The sequence below is a fragment of the Brevibacillus sp. SKDU10 genome, assembly GCF_001645205.1.
GTDB classification, from domain to species: domain Bacteria; phylum Bacillota; class Bacilli; order Brevibacillales; family Brevibacillaceae; genus Brevibacillus_B; species Brevibacillus_B halotolerans.
The window spans coordinates 12,231-29,507 of sequence record NZ_LSSO01000145.1 but is presented as its reverse complement, the minus strand read 5'-3'; the positions used below and the strand labels follow the sequence as shown (position 1 = coordinate 29,507).

Sequence of the window (17,277 nt, the reverse complement as noted above, 5' to 3'; positions counted from 1 at the left end):
ACTCTATATTTACCAAGATATAAAAACGTTTACATTTTGTGGAATATACCAATCTCATTTTCGCTTTCATTTATGGATAAAGTAAATAGATGCGCTTCTTTTAAAATCTTTTAACATAAAAATAATAAATTCTGAAATTTACTTCAGATTTTGTTAATTCCTTTTTTCCATATATCAAAAAGAAGCAAAAATAGACGCCCTTTCTCTTAGCTAATAAAGAGAGAAGGCGCCTTATTTTCGAGCATATCTTTTCTATATAAAATGACTTACTGATCTAGCTTAAAATTCTTTAATGCCTCCATCAAGGCTGGATTCCCTAAGCTTTCTTGATCTCGTTGCTGTTTTTTCATATACTGCGCTACATCTCGTTTCGAAACATTTGTCTGTTTCTCCTTGCTACGTCTGTCGTTAAACGTCGACAATTTTTCACGATGTCCGCATTTGCATACGAATATCTTTCCTTCTCCTTCCCCACGCATCTCCATCTTCTTTCGACATTGTGGGCATCTAGCATTTGTAACCTTGGATACTGCCTTACGGTGACCGCACTCACGATCCTGACAAACTAACATTTTTCCTTTTTTACCATTTACCTCAAGCATCAGCTTTCCACAATCCGGGCATTTGGAGCGAGTCAGATTGTCATGACGAAATTTTTGCTCACTAAATTTGATCTGTTGAACGATTTGCTCTGCATACTTCTTCATTTCCTGTATGAAGCTGTTTTTAGCTAGGCTTCCTTTCGAGATCGCTCCAAGCTTCACTTCCCATTCAGCAGTAAGAGCCGGTGAGCGAAGTTCTTCTGGTACAAGCTCAAGTAATTGCTTTCCTTTAGAAGTAATATGAATATGCTTGCCGCGCTTTTCAATAAGGAAGCTATTAAACAATTTTTCAATAATATCGGCGCGAGTAGCAACAGTTCCTAATCCGCCTGTCTCACCTAATGTTTTGGCTAGCTGCTTATCAACCTGTCCCATATAACGGACAGGATTCTCCATAGCAGAAAGGAGTGTAGCCTCCGTAAATGGCTCTGGAGGTTTTGTTTCCCCTTTTGTAAGAGAAACGGTTTGTACAGATAGTTGCTCACCTTGCGCAAGCTTTGGTAAAAGCTGTTCTTTTAATCCATCTCCTTGATCATCTTCATCAAAGTGGTTATCGTAAATTTCCTTCCAGCCCTGATTCGTGATCGTTTTCCCTTTTGCTAGAAATTCCTCGTTGCCAATTCGGGCACGAATACTAATTTGTTCATATTCAAAAGGCGGATATAGCACAGCCAGAAAGCGTTTAACCACAAGGTCATAAATTTTACGTTCCTTATCGCTAAGCTTATTCATCAGCACAGATTGCTCAGTTGGAATAATCGCATGGTGATCAGATACCTTGCTATTATCCACTACATGTTTACCAGCTCGAATCGGTTGCTTTAACAGCTTAGCTGCAAACGGAGTGTATGGCTTAACAGAAATCGCTCTCAATCGATCAGGTAATGTTTCGACAATATCTGATGTCAAATAGCGAGAATCTGTCCGCGGGTATGTGAGTACCTTATGTGTTTCGTACAGCCCTTGCATAATGGAGAGGGTTTCCTTTGCAGAAAATCCAAAACGCTTATTCGCATCACGTTGTAGCTCAGTTAGATCGTATAAAGCTGGGGAGAAGCTTTTCTTGTCAGCCTTCCTGATATCAATAATTTCAGCTTGCTTGTTTTTACTGCTTTCGACAATTTTCTCAGCCTTCTCCTTGGTAAACGTCTTCATATCTTTGGTGTGCTGATCCTGCCACGTAAGCTTTAATCCATTACCTGTGATCGCTTGAACACCATAATATGGGCGAGAAACGAACCTTTGAATCTCCTCCTCACGTTTGGCAATCATTGCCACTGTAGGAGTTTGTACACGCCCGCAGGAGAGCTGGGCATTATGCTTCGTTGTAAGAGCACGAGTGGCATTGATACCGACAAACCAGTCAGCTTCAGCGCGAGCTACAGCAGAAGCATAGAGATTCTCGTATTCCTTGCCATCTCGTAGCTTTCTGAAGCCATCACTGATTGCTTTATCAGTCACAGAGGAAATCCACAGTCGTTTAATAGGCTTTTTCACATGTGCCTTCTCTAAAATCCATCGCGCCACCAGCTCACCTTCACGTCCAGCATCTGTAGCAATAATCACTTCTGAAATATCCTGTCGCCCTACTAATTTTTTTACAATCTGATATTGCTTGGAGCTCTGTCTGATGACAGTTAATTGCAGGCGAGACGGCAACAGCGGTAAATCCTCCAGCTTCCAAGCTTTATATGTCTCTCCATAGGCTTCAGGATCAGCCAACGTAACCAGATGGCCAAATGCCCAGGTTACTACATATTTGTCGCCTTCAAGGTACCCATTTCCCTGCTTGGTACATTTCAGGACTCTGGCGATATCTTTACCCACTGAGGGTTTCTCTGCTAAAACAATCTTTTTACTCATGTTGTCATCCTCTCAAAACCGGATTCTATCGGTTGAACATGACGATCTTATTATGTCAACCACTCTCCTTCTTATGATACCGCTGTATGGCTGTCAGTACAAATAGAAACAAAAAAACAAAATGCCCATTTCCCGATCCGAAGCTGGGAGGTGAGCATTCTGTTTTTCTAAGCTGTTATTTTATTACAATAGCAAGCGACTCATATGGACGCAATGTAAATTCGTCCAATGTTGCAGGCACATCAGGATAGTTGGTCAGAATAACCTCCATATGTGCTTTTTGAGCTATCTCCTTCGGCAGTACAAATTCTGTTGGCTCCGCGTAAAAATTATTAACTACGACTAGCTGCTCAGCACCATATTGACGTACATAGGCATAAATCTGAGGATGCTCTGGATACAGCATTGTAAAATCGCCGTATGCAATAACATCATGCTTTTTGCGTAACTGGATCAATTTTTGATAGTGATACCAGATGGAATCCTGATCTTCTTGCGCTCGCTGCGCATTGATTGATGGATAATTATTAGCGGCATGAATCCAAGGAGTACCTGCCGTGAATCCACCATGAGGAGCGTCCATCCATTGCATTGGTGTACGTGAATTATCTCTGGATTTTTGTTTGATCGCCTTCATAATCTCCTGCTCAGAGATGCCTGTCTCCTGAAGCAAATGGTAGGCATTAATCGTTTCTACATCACGGTATTCCTCAATACGAGAAAAACCAGGATCAGTCATACCAAACTCTTCCCCCTGATAAATGTAGGGAGTACCTTGCATAAAATGAAGAGCCGTACCCAGCATTTTCGCAGATTCCTTATGATACTTCTGATCATCTCCAAAGCGAGTAACTGCACGCGGTTGATCGTGATTGCACCAGAACAAAGCATTCCAGCCTTCACCTGCTTGCATTCCAACCTGCCATTCATTTAGAATGCTCTTTAATTTTACAAAATCAAACTCACCTGCAGCCCACTTTTGTCCGTTTGGATAGTCGACCTTCAAATGATGAAAATTAAAGACCATGCTTAGCTCTTTTTCGTCTGGATTGGTATAGCGAATACAATTATCAATCGTTGTAGACGACATCTCTCCTACAGTCAATATCTGAGGATAATGAGAAAACACCTGCTCATTCATTTCTTTTAAATATTCATGAATGCGCGGGCCATCCGTATAAAAACGTCGTCCATCCTCCATTGGGCTTTGTAGCGTATCGTTTTGGAAGCTCTGATCCTTGGAAATTACATTAATAACATCTAAGCGGAAACCATCCACGCCTTTTTTCAGCCAAAAATGCATCATATCATAAATTTCGCGTCGTAAGGTCGGGTTCTCCCAGTTCAAATCAGCTTGCGTCACATCGTACAAATGCAAGTAATATTGCCCTGTTTGCTCATCCCATTCCCAAGCATTTCCACCAAATTTAGACTGCCAGTTCGTAGGCGGATTGCCATCCACACCATCTTTCCAAATATAATAGTCGCGATACGGATTATCTTTGGAAGACCTTGCTTGTTTAAACCATTCATGCTCAATTGATGTATGGTTCACAACGATATCCATAATCAGCTTTATATTGCGCTGATGAGCCTCATGCAACAAATGTTCAAAGGACTCCATAGTTCCGTACTCCGGATTGATCGCATAGTAATCACTGATATCGTAGCCATTATCTTTTTGCGGGGACGCATAAATAGGAGTTAACCAGATTACATCCACACCTAATTGCTGTAAATAGTCTAATTGGCGAGTGATTCCTGCCAAATCTCCGATGCCATTCCCTGTTGTATCAAGAAAGCTTTTCGGATAAATCTGATACACGACTGCTTTCTTCCACCATGTTTTCTGCATTGCTTACACCACCATTTTTTGTAAAGACTTAATCTAGTTGTATGTGCATGACGAACGCGTCATAAATGTTAGTTGTTATGCTACAGACTTTGTCTCCTGCTCTTCTGCCTTTTTGCTACGCATTTTGCCAAAGATAATAGTAAGGACAAAAGGTATAACTAAAGCGATTGCCATTCCTACAAAGAACGGTAACCAATTTTGTGGGAAGATGGACAAGAAGCCTGGTAAACCACCCACACCAATCGAAGCGGCTTTCACCTTATTTATTGTAATAAATACAGCACCGAGTGCAGATCCAATCATTGCGGCATAAAATGGATAACGCATCCGTAGATTTACCCCGAACATAGCTGGTTCTGTAATTCCTAAAAAAGCAGAAATCGCTGATGTAAGTGATAATCCCTTGCCTTTTTCATCGTGAATCAAAAACATCGTAGCTAATGAAGCAGAGCCCTGAGCAATATTAGAAAGCACTAAAATCGGCCATAAGAAGGTTCCGCCTACACTTGCGATCAATTGTAAATCTACTGCTAGGAAGGTATGATGCATACCAGTTACAACCAGCAAGGCATAGAAACCACCATAAATGAAACCGCCAATCGCTGCAAAATTATCAAAAATACTCACAAAGGCATTCGTAATTACAGTTCCGACTGAGAAGGTTAATGGCCCAATCACGATGAATGATAGGAAGCCTGTCACTAACAATGTTACTGGAGCTACTAATAATAGCTTGAAAGCGTCTGGTACACGCTTATTCATGAATTGTTCTATCTTCGCTAAACAAAACGCTGAAACAAGAACAGGCAATACTTGACCTTGATACCCAATTTTTTCAACACTTAAGCCAAATAAATTCCAGTATGGCACCGTGCCTTTTGCAACTGCATCTCCATATCCCCAAGCATTTAATAAATCAGGGTGGATCAACATTAACCCAAGTACCATTCCAAGAAGCTCACTGCCGCCAAAGCGTTTAGCAGCAGACCACCCGATTAAGGCAGGCAAGAACACGAAGGACGTATTGGCAATGAGATTAATGATATCTGCTAGATCCTTCCATTGACCATATACCTGAATAAGTGATTGGTCTGGGAAAAATATCCCTTTACCTGTCAAAACATTATTGATCCCCATGAGCAAACCAGCGGTCACAATTGCGGGTAGAATTGGGATGAAAATATCAGCTAATGTTTTAATTGCTCGTTGTAGCGGATTTAATTTTTTTTCCGTAGCATCCTTCAGCTCCTGCTTGGAAGCCTTTTCTAAACTAGTAAGCTCTAATAAATGAGCATAAGCTTTTTCAACAAGACCAGGACCAATTACAACCTGAAACTGTCCATTCGCTGAAAAGGAGCCTTTTACTAGATCATTATTATCTAGCTCTTCCTTCTGGACCTTCTCCTCATCCAGCAAAGCAAGTCGTAAGCGCGTTACACAATGTGAAGCGGTTACAATATTTTCTTTACCGCCAAGTGCTTCAACGATCTCCTCCACGGACTTTTTGCTAACACTCATAGATGTACCTCCCCTTGGAATCGCTTTCATCCTTATTTGTTGATCTTAGTATAACTTGTATAGACAAGTTTGTAAACACTTGTTTATACAAGTTATACTAGACAAATTATTCTAAAGTACCGAGAGGAAATGTCCATCCCTGCTTTATCAAGACCATGCAAATTTACGAAATCTATAAATCTTACAATTGGGATTGTCTGAAAAGAAGCCATATGTAGATATGAATAGGAAATTTACTCATGCGAATGATGGAAGCCATTCCAGCATTGCCTATAACAGATATGAGGAAAAGCGAGGATTTTTATCGTGATAAACTAGGTTTTACCGTCATTTATCACGAAGGAGGATTCACTTTCTTGAAATGTCGTCATGTTGAGATTCATCTTTAAGGGGCATTAATTGTTCCTACATTATCTAGCTACTGCTTCACGAAACGATGATTCATCGCCTACGTGCAAAATCAGTAAACACAAATCGATCTGGTCGATGTCGCGACTCTGTATATTCAAATATCGTACCGTCATACAAATGCACATAGTTGCGAACGACCACAACAAACCCAAATGCTTTCATATCCAGATACTCTCGATCTTTTCCTGTTGCTTTCTCTACTTGAATTACTCTTTGCGCAAACCCAATTTTTAATTCCAAATCATTCTCTATATAATCGTAAATAGATTTTTCAGCGATTTCAGGAGTCAAGCCTGCACACTTTTCTTTGCTAAAATAGTTGATATCCAATATGACCCTTTCTCCATCCAGCTTTCTTACCCGATATAAATGATAAACATCTATACCTTTTGGAAGATGAGTTTTTTGTTCCAGTTTTTTATCAATAACCAGCTCTGTAAAAAATGGCACAGTTGTCGAAAAGACCAATCCGCTATTTTCATTAGCTTCTTTAAAGCTAACTAATCCACCAAAGGAAAAGCTAATTGTATTTTGATCCAAAACAAATACGCCCTTCCCATGCATGCTGTTTACAAGCCCTTCTTCTGCCAGCATATCTAAAGCACGGCGAATCGTGCCCCTACTAGTCTCAAACTTTTTGCAAAAATCATTTTCAGAAGGTAATTTTTCCCCTGGTGGATACACTCCTTCAATAATTCCCTGTCTAATCTCTTCATAAATAGCAAGATATCTTCTGTTCATTATCCGTTCCTCCGTGTATCAATAGCCCTATCAATGCTTTATCTTTCTATATTCTCTATTCCATACTACCAGAAGTTGTTAGGGATGAAAAAGAAATAGGACGTAAATGAGAAAATCGGCTACTGAAAATGATCTTTGTTACTAGGATGATAGATATTTTTCAAGAATAGAAAAATATCTGTATTTTCTTTATAATGTATGAAACAGAAAGAAAAGGAGAGGACGTGCTATGTCAACATCTACATTAAAAGTGGGGATTATTGGAACAGGCTTTGGTGCCTCAGTCCATGCTCCGCTTTTTCAGGCTCATCCACAGTTTGAGGCAGTTGCAATTACGAGTGTATCAGGAAGAAACACCGAGCAAGTTAGACAAGCAACAGGCATCACGAATATTTACTCCGATTGGAAAACGATGTTAATCTCAGAACCTCTCGATCTTGTTTCTGTTACATCAGCACAGTATCAGCATAAAGAGATGGTTTGTGAAGCCTTTTCTCACGGGTATCATGTCCTATGTGAAAAACCAATGGCACTCAATCTCAACGAGGCGGAAGATATGATTGCCGCACGTGATCACGCAAATCGATTCGGAGCTATTAATTTTGAATTCAGATATCTACCTGCTCGATCAAAGGTAAAAGAGATCATCAAAAGCGGACAATTAGGCCGAATTATACATATTCGTTACCAAGGAAATGCACTAAATTATCTTTCCCACCATTCAGGCCATAAAAGCTGGAAAGAAGACAAATCGTTAGGCGGTGGCACACTTAACTCAATCGGTTCCCATATGATTGACTCCATACAGTGGTGGCTTCAAGAACCAATAACCTCCGTTTCTGGACAAACGCCTATCCACTTTCCTGAATTAGAGGATCTCTCAGGGAAAAAGCATACTCGTACCTCAGACGATTCATTCCAGCTTGTAGGAGCTTCCCAAAGTGGCTCCACCTTTGAGCTAAGCTTTCTCATACGCGGTCGTCATTGCAAGCATAATTGGTCGCTTGAGATTTATGGAACAGAAGGAACGCTATTTATGACGGATGATAACCAAATACATCTTGGTATAGAATCAAGGCCGCTTACCTTGGTCGATCTAAAGGCTTCTTTACAAATGCCTGCCTCGCTTCCAGCTTCTGCTGCCTTTTTTTACACACCATTTACCTTCATGCTAGACGAGCTAGCTGATGTGCTTTTACACAAAGACAGGACACCAAAGACTCTGGCTACCTTCGAGGAGGGCTATCAAGTACAGCGTATACTAGATGCCAGCAGACAAAGTGCAGATCAAGGAACCCGTGTAAGCATTCTCCCCTAGTAAGCCTTAGCATTAGTAAATACCAAAAAGGACCATTCAAAAATGCTACTGAATGGTCCCTTTTTCTAATCCTATCTATTACTACTCCGGCTATTTACTGTACAAGTGTCCATACGGATGATGTACTAGGCTCTTCACCTTTTGTCCACCATTTTGCTTGATAGGTTTTACCCTCGAAGGATACTTTTGCCCCACCTTGGTAGGCTTTCTCGCTGTTCCATTTTTGTACAACATCGCCCACCTGCTTCCATACATCAGTGCCGTCTGGACGGTCGCCGCGAGTCCACCATTGAGCTTCATATTCTACGCCCTCATATATCACTCGATCACCATTATTATAAACGTTGTCTTTGTTCCATGTGTCATCGGTGTTCCCAGTCTGCTCTTTTTCAGTACGCACCGTTACTTTTTGAGAGAAATCAGATTTATTACCTGCATGGTCAACAGCTACTACCATATAAGAATAGGTTGTGTCAGCCTTCAAATCCTTGTCTGTAAAGGTTGTTTCTCTAGTCGTCCCTACTTGTCGGCCATCACGATACACTTCATAGGCGTGAATTCCATGAGGAGCTGTGGAAGCTGTCCAACTCAATTCAATTGTAGATGTAGTTTGGGCTGAAGAAACTAGATTGCCTGGTACAGTTGGCAATTCTACTGGTTCGTCTTCTTTACTAGTTCTAACTGTGAATGGCTTGGACATTTCAGATTTATTTCCAGCAAAATCAATGGATCGAACCGTATATGTGTAAGCCGTATCGAGGGTCAATTCCTTATCTTCAAAATATGGCTGGCTAGACTTACCTGCTAGACGACCATTGCGATATACTTCATATTCTTTGATACCTTCAGAGGCCGTCGAGGCTGACCAGCGCAATTCAATACTTGTTGTTGTCTGTCCTGGAGAGGTCAGGTTACTAGGAATTGTCGGCAATTGTACCTCTGGTTCTGTTGGGTCACTATCGTTTTTCAAATTAACGTCGATTGCTTGATAAAAAGCATTCCCTGTGTCAGCGATTTCCCACACACCAAGGATGATATGGTAGCCACTGCGATCGGTCGGAACATTAACAACATGAGACACTGATTTAGGGGGAACCTTGCCACCATCGTTAAATGTAGCAATGAGTTCAAGATCGTTGCGCCCTAATGGCTTGTTGGGATTCCAATCTTTTTTCGTTATATAATATTTCCAGTCACCTGTAGAATGTGGAGCGGTTAAATACCACGTAAAAGTATTTTTCCCACCTTTCATGTCCACTTTTTTCCATCTACTATCGGTTTGGACAAAGAGTTCCTTATATTTTCCTGCTCCTGTAATCTCCCCATCTTTAGGTCCAGATTGTGGAAAATTACCTACTCCCTCTACACTTTGCGGTTCATATTGAATTTGACCGCAGCCAACGTTTTGTCCTTGCTTACAAAGTAAAGTCCTACTTGTAGGTGATTCAATGTAACCATGTGCTGACGCACTGCTTGCAAATACCATCGTACCAGCCATAGCGGCCAGCGTTATTCCAAAAGCTACAGAGCTCTTCCCAAAAACTGTTTTCCATTGCAAAGTCATTCTGTCTACCTCCTAGTATGTGATTTTCTAGGTTATACGAAATACTTTGTAACATTTGCTATTTTATTAAAATTGGTAGCAGATTAGATAGATTCTTTACGACTGAATTATCACACTACAATAGTCATATTTTTAAATCTACTAATTTTTAAAAGTAAAAGATTTGATTATGATAAAATCAAGTAAAATGATGGAAACGGCAATTCTTTCCTGTATGTATTTTCAATGTAACCTTTTTTAGGATGAAAGAACTAGATTTATGTTATTATTACATTATTTTTTCTGCATAGGTTTTTTGACTCAAAAAAACCGAATAATAGGCGTTTTTGTGACACCCATTATTCGGTCTATAATGAATCAGTATAGTGCGCGTTGATCACCAGCAAACCAGTGGGCACGCGGCAGAATACTTCCCTGTTTCATTTGTTGTATCGTAGAAAAGATAGGGCTTACCTTTTCCATTTGAGGAGCTTGTGGTGCTATAGCAGTCTTGCTTACGTCGATCGAGACTTGTTCATCAGTAGCAGCGCTTTTGACCAGATTAACGTCTATCACTTGATAAAAAGCATTCGTGGTATCCGCAATCTCCCACACAGCCAGAATAAGATGATAACCACTGTGATCAGTTGGTACATTGCAGGTATGAGTCACCGTTGTACCTGGTCTGTTTCCACCATCGTAATAGTAGCAAAACGGAACCAGGTCTAAGTCGGAGCGAGCAAGTGGTTTATTGGAATTCCAGCCATTTTTCGTAATGTAATACTTCCACTCCCTTGTGCTATGCGATGCTGTCAATCTCCACTTAAACGTATTTTCCCCACTATGCATCGTTACTTTTTTCCAACGATCAGCGGTTTGTGTATACAGCTCGGGATAGCGCCCTGCTCCTGTGATTTGTCCATCCGGTGGGCCAGATTGTGGAAAGGACCCTTCTCCTTCTACACTCTGAGGCTCATACTGAATGGGACCACAATTCATGTTTTTGCCTTGTTTACACATATAAGCCCGACTTGTAGGTGATTCCACATAGCCGTGAGCTGATACACGTTCAGCAATAAACATAGCCCCTGCTATCATTACTACTAGCAGCCCAAAAGCAACACATACCTTGATAGCCATCTGGCTCATGATGCTCTGTTCTGTCATTTAATGACCTCCCATGATGTGGTAAAGCAAAGTTCTGACAAGACCGCAATACTCACCTCCACTTATAACATTAGTAATATTATAAAAATGGGAGTCATTATTTAGAACTTATTAAACTGTTTTTTTACAGTTCAGATGCATGGATTATTTTTTGCTATATATGAAACTACAATTGGCTAATTATTCTGGTAACCACCAGTTTCCTGAAGCTGTGATCATGGTCAATAAGCGGATGCTATTGTCAAAATACTCATTTGATTTGGTTGGAGAGCTAGCCATATGCGCCCATAATTTGTTTAACCACTCCTGATTCTGGGAATCGATCATAGCACTAACAGCAAAAGGAGCGGTAAAGGCCATAGAATTAAAATCAGCCTTAGGCAATACTTTGCCATCAAGGCTATAGCCTGACATTACTTTTTTAGGATTTTTTGATGTGGTTTTCTGAATCCATGCATTTAACGTTTCCAACTGGGGTACTGCTCTGCTATCTCCGCTCATGAGATAATCGACAGGTAAACGCCAAGGAACCCGACAAGCATTATAATAGTAGTTGCCATCGTTCTTATCTTCTAATAAATGGGGAGGGGCGGGTACATAGGAGGATGATTTTTTCACGGCGAAATCTGGCAATAGTCCAGCTTTGGAGCTATTTTTGGTATAGAGGGTATTCTGAATGCTATATGTCTTATCAACGACCTTGCTCCATTTACTATTACCGGTCGCTTTTTCAAATGCCTTTAAATGACTCAGCATGAAATCTGATGTACGCGTAGCTTTACCGTATTTACTATCGCTATCATCTGCCCAATCTCCCAGTTTCAAAATCCCTTCCGAATAATTAACTTCGTTCTTCATGATGGCATTTATTACGTTTTTGGCTTGGGAAAGATAATTGATTTCTCCAGAGCTCCCCCATTGCTTGTCCGCTAATAACAAAGCATAGGCGATGTCCATATCTCCATCTGTGGCTGCATCATTTCCACCATCTGGGTTGTCAATGATGTTTCCTTTGCTATCTTTCACTTGTTGCCAAGCCATCAAAGCTGAATTAATGACACTAGGATGAGCTTTATAATAACGGTATAAACCGTCAAAATACGTTTTTGCCTCAGCATCGTGTCCCGCCATCAGAACTGTTGCCAGCATCCCATAGCCATGACCCTCTGAAGAAGAAACGGCATTGTCTGGTTCAACTGTCTTTTCCAAATTGTAAAATACATAATATTGATTGCTTGCCTTTGGATGCTTCTTGATATATCTTTCTTTCCATTCGTCGTATATACGTCGTACGTCATTATCCAACTCAGCCTGGCTCACATGATTAGGTTTAATCGAGCCCGATACATAATCGGTATGCTGAGGGAACGGTCTGGCTACATTGACAAGCAATGTCTCTTTGCTTTCCTGTAGTCTTGGGGTGTCGGTCACTAACTCATTTGACGGCATCGAACCTGACGCCGAAATTGGAAGCAATGCGAGTAAACTGCAAATACCTGCACTAATCAAGGACAAGCGTTTTCTTTGTTTCATACAAATCTCTCCTTATCTTATTGATATGGTAGAACTTGTAAAACCTTTCACTTATCTCTTTTTAACGTAAATATCAATTGGTGTATTTGTAAGAAAAATGCAAAAAACAATTAATTTTATTTCATAATAAGGAAAATATTGCTAGAAGTAAATACTTTATTGCTTTGTCGATAAATTGTTCTTCTAACAAAAAAACCCTACACGTACGCCTAGGGTTTCCTTCATCCATTCTTTAGCCTTGCCTACATTATTTTTTGTGAGATTTCTCAAGCATCTCTGCAACTTTTTCTACCTGAGCTTTAATTGCAATCGGATCATACGGCCAGAAAAAATCTGTATCCAATTCAAAGACACGGTTGTTCTTTACTGCTTCTAACGAGTTCCAAAATGCTCCATGCCTTTGGAATTGTCCGCTTGTTCCCAATTCTAAAAACATATAATCCCCAGCAAATTCAGGAATCATTTCATATGAAATTACTTTAAGATCCTCTTTTGCGTCAATCAGCTTCTGAACGCGCGGGGGAGGAGTTAATTCCAGATGTTTATATATCGCTTGAACCCCACGCCATATCCCAAAGGAATAGACATATATCTCTTTATTAAACTCTCCCATAACAGAAACGGTCTCGTTTTTTCCAACAATCCCTTTTATTTTTTCCTTGGCTGCCTGTACTGTTTTATTAAAATCTGCAATCCACGCTTCTGCTTCTCTTTGCTTTCCTAGAAGTTCTCCAAACACTTTTATTTCGTCACGTGCATCATTGAAGGTATTATATGGGTAAACAACTGTTGGTGCTATTTTACTTAATTGCTCATACATAGCCGGATCATCCGATAAGGTGACGATTAGATCGGGATTAAGTGATAGTATTTTTTCCACACTCCCCATCTCGATCTGTCCAATATCTGCAATTCCGGCAGTAAGATGCTTAATGTGTGGAGAATCGATATCCCACTTGGGAGCGCCAACTGGTTTTACATGAAGTGCAAGAAAGGTGCCCAAATATCCTTGAGCTATCACTCGTTTTGGCTCTGCTGGTATTGTGATATCTCCTTTAATGGTTTTAATCACCCTCGTGGTTTGCTTTTGTTGTCCACTTTCATTTGCTGTCGGTTGAAACTGTGCTTCACTCTGGTTCGTTTCCCGCCCCGCGCTATTGCAAGCGCTCAATACGATCATAAGCAAAGCAAGCATGGCCCCAATCCATAGTTTTCTGCTTACCATCCACATCTTTTTTCTACTCCTCTTTGAAAAAGGCTTGTTTTTGCTGATATAACAATTGATAATCATTATCAATTACCTTCACGTTCATCATAACAATTATGCGTACAGCCGTCTATTTCAAAAAGTTATCAATTGGATATGGATAATTGTTAGAATTCGTTACCCGAAACCAACAAATTTACTTGTTTCTCTAACTGTCTTTCTAGTAAAAGACCATCACAGCACCAAAACTCTTCTAGTCTTAGAGGATAAATTCGATCGTGTTGAACAGCAGGTAGATTACTCCATCCCGCACTCGCAGCCACCCGTTTTTTCATCTCCTGAAATGAACCATTTCCTTCACAAAGCACAACAAACATGTGATCGGCAGCATAATCCGGGAGGGACGCCTCTGAAATATATAAATGATTGCCTCGGTTTAGCACCTCTTGCTGTACACGTAGTGGTGGCGTCATTTTCAGCATGTCATATAAATTGAAGGCTCCCCTTGCTTTCCGATCCCATATAAAAATTCCATCTTCTCTTATTTCATAAAGTGCTACCGTTTCACCAGGCTTAATATGTCCTGCTATACGCTCTTTGGCTTGCATTACTTTGTTTAAATAGCGGTTGATCCACCTTTGTGCCTCCGCTTCTTTTCCAAGCAGTTTGCCAAATAAACGGGTCTCCTCCAAGCAACTCATTTTCCCCCATTCTATCGTCAGAACGGGTGCTATTTTTTCTAATTTTTTTATCCGCCCGGGTATGTTGTAGAAATAGGTTGGGGCAATTATGATATCTACCTCTAGCTGTTGTAATTGTTCAACGTCTTGATTATGATTGATGATCCTAATTCCTTCTAATTCACCCTGGAGTAACTGCGAATGTTCCAGAAGTAAAGAGTCAGTCGCTATAGGCATAATTCCCATTGCTAGCAAATGCCCTATGAACTGAAAAGCAACAATTCGCTTTGGACGAGGGCGTTTTCGAAATTCATCTGGAGACATCCCTGTTATTTGCTTAAACCTGCGGCTTACATACAATCCGTTGGTATAACCGACTTTACCTGCAATCTCATGTAGCGTCATGTTGGTAGTCAACAAATATTCCTTCGTTTTATCTACTCGTAAGCGATTTACGTATTCGGAAAAACCCCATCCCGTTTGTTTGCGGAATAGGGTGGAAAAATAACTCTCATTGAATCCAATCATTTGAGCAATTCCAGAACGTGAAATAGGGGTATGATAGTGTTCTTGTATGTAAAATAGCGCCTGTTCTATAGACGGGATTTCCTGGTGTTTTCGAATCCTTCGCTTTTGAGAAAAGACAATGTGCAAGAGCTCGTCTAATAGGAAGCGACACCGGCTCTTCTGTGCTGCTTCCAACGGCTGATATTGCTCCACGATTTGCTGCATGAATAGATATGCCTGGTACGGAAGGAACTCGGTCATCCAGCCACTTTGCGGCAGGTTATCATGATTCTTACTATATCGTATATGTTCTTCCGAATACTCGACTAGCTGATAATACTCAAAGCCGACTTGATAAACCAGAGGAGCAATATCTCCCTTATACTGAACTGTAATTGCCTCATTCGGTCGTAAAAACATAACATTTCCACTTGATAGCTGATAAAGGGTGGAGCCGATTCGAATTTGAATCTGTCCTAGAGTAGTAAACAAAGTCGGGACTTCAGCTAAAAACGTGATTGAAGATACGCCATCCTCCCATAAAAATACCTGCGATTTCTTCACAATCTGTATAGAAGAATCCAAGATGCATCTCCCCCAACCATTCCGGTGTTTATATCCTGTTTAGAATTAGTGAGCAATCACCCTCATCACATCATCAATCTTCCTGCTATTAGCGATAACCCCATGACTCATCCATGTCATAAAATCTACCTCATACACACAGTTTTTCTGAACAGCCGGAATGGATTGCCAAATCGGATGAGATAGCTGCCTTTTTTCTGCGCCTTCACCTTCGTCATGCCATTTATCAAATGTGTAGAATAGATGATCTGCATCCAGCTCAGAAAGGGCTTCCCATGACAAGCATCTTCGCTCAGACTCTCCTTTCAATTGGCTTACTAATGGATGTGGTTTCATCTCTAAATCTCGATATAGTACAGGCCCTGTGTAAAGATAATCCACGCTGATATAATGGGCGGATACCCGCAGGAAAGCAAAGGTTTTCCCTTTTACAGAACGTGCCAACGCTTCCTTAGCCTTTGCTACCTTATTCTCGTATTGCTTGATTAACTGCTCAGCCATATTCGTTCGCCCTAGCATATCAGCTACTGTACGCAGGGTCGAACGCCAATCATCAACAGAGTGGGAAATGACACTCGTACGTGCAATCTGCCTGCATTGATCGTAGATACCTGCTAAGCTTTGAACCCCTTCTCTGACCATAATAAAATCTGGTTTATAATAGGATAGCTGATGAATGTCCTGTGTCAGAACATCGTGCGTCGGAATATGCTGTAGCCCAAGATAATCAAGCTTTCCCCATCCCCCATGCGACCACTGTACAATCGGAGTTACTCCTAATGCCAGTAAATAGTCCTCTAAAAACAAGGAGACGATGCGAAGATCACTGCGCAGATTATCCCGGTATTGTCCCGGGGCCACACCAACCATTTGTTTAAACCGACGATTAAAATAAAATTCATTGTTGAATCCAACCTGCTCTGCTATTTCATGAATTCGATCGTCTGTTCTGCTGAGCAATTGTTTCGCTCTGTCTATTCGTAATGTATTTACAAAATCAAGGGGAATCTGCCCTGTCAGTTCTTTGAAAATACGCGTATATTTATAACGAGCGACGTTAGCATCAGCCGCCAATTGATCTACTGTCATTGGTTCATAGTAATGCTTCCTCACATAGTCAATAGAGCGCTCCACTGCACGGCGTATGTCCACATGACTCTGAGAGGCATTTTGTTGAAACACGAAGCGGAGTAACTCCTCAAATCGTACGTGATTATAAAACCGTTCCATGTCATCGGCATCGTTGCGATGACAATATATCGCTTCTACCAAATCAAGACATTTAGAAAAAGGAGAGCAAGCTACAGCACCTAGAAAAGGAAATGAATCATTCTTCCCCTCATCTGTCAGTGTTACGTTAGAAGCTGCAGGTTGAATGGACAGCTTATTGAAAGTTAACTGATAAAAGCATAATGAGGCATCCACCGCTTGGATGAATAGAGATTCCCCAGGTCCAATCATGAAGCAATTTTCTCGCTCCACATGAAAGCAATCTTTTTCTATTTGGAGCCTTCCCTTTCCATCAGTCACAACAATTAAGCTATAGTCGCTTGTCTCATTATCATGCTGGTGATGTCCAGCAGGGAGCGTGTCATATTGGATATCTACTAAGAGAAATACGGTGCTTGGGCTACTAATCAAGCTTGCTACCTGGTTCATCACACCACTCCATTGATAATAATTCTCATTCAAAATATTATAAAACAAAAAAGAAAGTTCTTCAACATAAGCTGAAGCCCTCTCTTCT

At 40.8% G+C, this 17,277-nt stretch carries 12 protein-coding genes; 2 read left to right on the top strand and 10 right to left on the bottom strand.

Going from position 1 to position 17,277, the window contains the following annotated elements:
* Window positions 1-266: 266 nt before the first annotated feature.
* From AYJ08_RS09885 to treP, 3 genes are all read right to left on the bottom strand, one after another.
* On the bottom strand, window positions 267-2,465 hold the full coding sequence (locus AYJ08_RS09885) for a DNA topoisomerase III (protein WP_064017585.1): 2,199 nt from the start codon (window positions 2,463-2,465) through the stop codon (window positions 267-269).
* A gap of 175 nt (window positions 2,466-2,640) precedes the next feature.
* Window positions 2,641-4,320, bottom strand: coding sequence for an alpha,alpha-phosphotrehalase (treC, locus tag AYJ08_RS09880; protein ID WP_064017584.1), 1,680 nt, complete (start codon window positions 4,318-4,320; stop codon window positions 2,641-2,643).
* A 75-nt stretch (window positions 4,321-4,395) separates the two neighbouring features.
* Window positions 4,396-5,838, bottom strand: a complete 1,443-nt coding sequence (gene treP, locus AYJ08_RS09875) for a PTS system trehalose-specific EIIBC component (protein WP_064017583.1) — start codon at window positions 5,836-5,838, stop codon at window positions 4,396-4,398.
* A gap of 239 nt (window positions 5,839-6,077) precedes the next feature.
* Here treP and AYJ08_RS09870 point away from each other — a divergent pair, with 239 nt between their 5' ends.
* Complete coding sequence (locus AYJ08_RS09870; RefSeq protein WP_231929078.1) at window positions 6,078-6,227, top strand: VOC family protein; 150 nt, start codon at window positions 6,078-6,080, stop codon at window positions 6,225-6,227.
* Between the two features lie 52 nt (window positions 6,228-6,279).
* Here AYJ08_RS09870 and treR read toward each other — a convergent pair whose 3' ends face one another.
* On the bottom strand, window positions 6,280-6,990 hold the full coding sequence (gene treR, locus AYJ08_RS09865; protein WP_064017582.1) for a trehalose operon repressor: 711 nt from the start codon (window positions 6,988-6,990) through the stop codon (window positions 6,280-6,282).
* A gap of 229 nt (window positions 6,991-7,219) precedes the next feature.
* Between treR and AYJ08_RS09860 the strand changes: the two genes are divergently transcribed.
* Complete coding sequence (locus AYJ08_RS09860) at window positions 7,220-8,308, top strand: Gfo/Idh/MocA family protein (RefSeq protein ID WP_064017581.1); 1,089 nt, start codon at window positions 7,220-7,222, stop codon at window positions 8,306-8,308.
* A gap of 94 nt (window positions 8,309-8,402) precedes the next feature.
* Here AYJ08_RS09860 and AYJ08_RS09855 read toward each other — a convergent pair whose 3' ends face one another.
* The 6 genes from AYJ08_RS09855 to AYJ08_RS09830 all read right to left on the bottom strand — a co-directional run bounded on the left by AYJ08_RS09855 (window position 8,403) and on the right by AYJ08_RS09830 (window position 17,189).
* Window positions 8,403-9,872, bottom strand: a complete 1,470-nt coding sequence (locus tag AYJ08_RS09855; RefSeq protein WP_064017580.1) for a lytic polysaccharide monooxygenase — start codon at window positions 9,870-9,872, stop codon at window positions 8,403-8,405.
* Window positions 9,873-10,229: 357 nt separating this feature from the next.
* Window positions 10,230-10,949 carry a lytic polysaccharide monooxygenase gene (locus AYJ08_RS09850; protein WP_369799676.1) on the bottom strand — a complete coding sequence of 240 codons (720 nt, stop codon included), beginning with the start codon at window positions 10,947-10,949 and terminating at the stop codon, window positions 10,230-10,232.
* Window positions 10,950-11,198: 249 nt separating this feature from the next.
* Window positions 11,199-12,551 carry a family 8 glycosyl hydrolase gene (locus tag AYJ08_RS09845; RefSeq protein ID WP_064017578.1) on the bottom strand — a complete coding sequence of 451 codons (1,353 nt, stop codon included), beginning with the start codon at window positions 12,549-12,551 and terminating at the stop codon, window positions 11,199-11,201.
* Between the two features lie 247 nt (window positions 12,552-12,798).
* Complete coding sequence (locus tag AYJ08_RS09840; RefSeq protein WP_082890915.1) at window positions 12,799-13,782, bottom strand: iron-hydroxamate ABC transporter substrate-binding protein; 984 nt, start codon at window positions 13,780-13,782, stop codon at window positions 12,799-12,801.
* A gap of 143 nt (window positions 13,783-13,925) precedes the next feature.
* Window positions 13,926-15,530, bottom strand: coding sequence for an AraC family transcriptional regulator (locus tag AYJ08_RS09835; protein ID WP_064017577.1), 1,605 nt, complete (start codon window positions 15,528-15,530; stop codon window positions 13,926-13,928).
* A 45-nt stretch (window positions 15,531-15,575) separates the two neighbouring features.
* On the bottom strand, window positions 15,576-17,189 hold the full coding sequence (locus tag AYJ08_RS09830) for an AraC family transcriptional regulator (protein WP_064017576.1): 1,614 nt from the start codon (window positions 17,187-17,189) through the stop codon (window positions 15,576-15,578).
* Window positions 17,190-17,277: the final 88 nt, after the last annotated feature.

Bases quoted from the DNA above. Each gene is read 5' to 3' on its own strand.
- treR (WP_064017582.1), bottom strand. From the start codon at position 6,990: ATGAACAGAAGATATCTTGCTATTTATGAAGAGATTAGACAGGGAATT.
- AYJ08_RS09850 (WP_369799676.1), bottom strand. From the start codon at position 10,949: ATGATAGCAGGGGCTATGTTTATTGCTGAACGTGTATCAGCTCACGGC.
- AYJ08_RS09830 (WP_064017576.1), bottom strand. From the start codon at position 17,189: ATGAACCAGGTAGCAAGCTTGATTAGTAGCCCAAGCACCGTATTTCTC.
- AYJ08_RS09860 (WP_064017581.1), top strand. From the start codon at position 7,220: ATGTCAACATCTACATTAAAAGTGGGGATTATTGGAACAGGCTTTGGT.
- treP (WP_064017583.1), bottom strand. From the start codon at position 5,838: ATGAGTGTTAGCAAAAAGTCCGTGGAGGAGATCGTTGAAGCACTTGGC.
- AYJ08_RS09885 (WP_064017585.1), bottom strand. From the start codon at position 2,465: ATGAGTAAAAAGATTGTTTTAGCAGAGAAACCCTCAGTGGGTAAAGAT.
- AYJ08_RS09840 (WP_082890915.1), bottom strand. From the start codon at position 13,782: ATGTGGATGGTAAGCAGAAAACTATGGATTGGGGCCATGCTTGCTTTG.
- AYJ08_RS09855 (WP_064017580.1), bottom strand. From the start codon at position 9,872: ATGACTTTGCAATGGAAAACAGTTTTTGGGAAGAGCTCTGTAGCTTTT.
- AYJ08_RS09870 (WP_231929078.1), top strand. From the start codon at position 6,078: ATGCGAATGATGGAAGCCATTCCAGCATTGCCTATAACAGATATGAGG.
- AYJ08_RS09845 (WP_064017578.1), bottom strand. From the start codon at position 12,551: ATGAAACAAAGAAAACGCTTGTCCTTGATTAGTGCAGGTATTTGCAGT.
- treC (WP_064017584.1), bottom strand. From the start codon at position 4,320: ATGCAGAAAACATGGTGGAAGAAAGCAGTCGTGTATCAGATTTATCCG.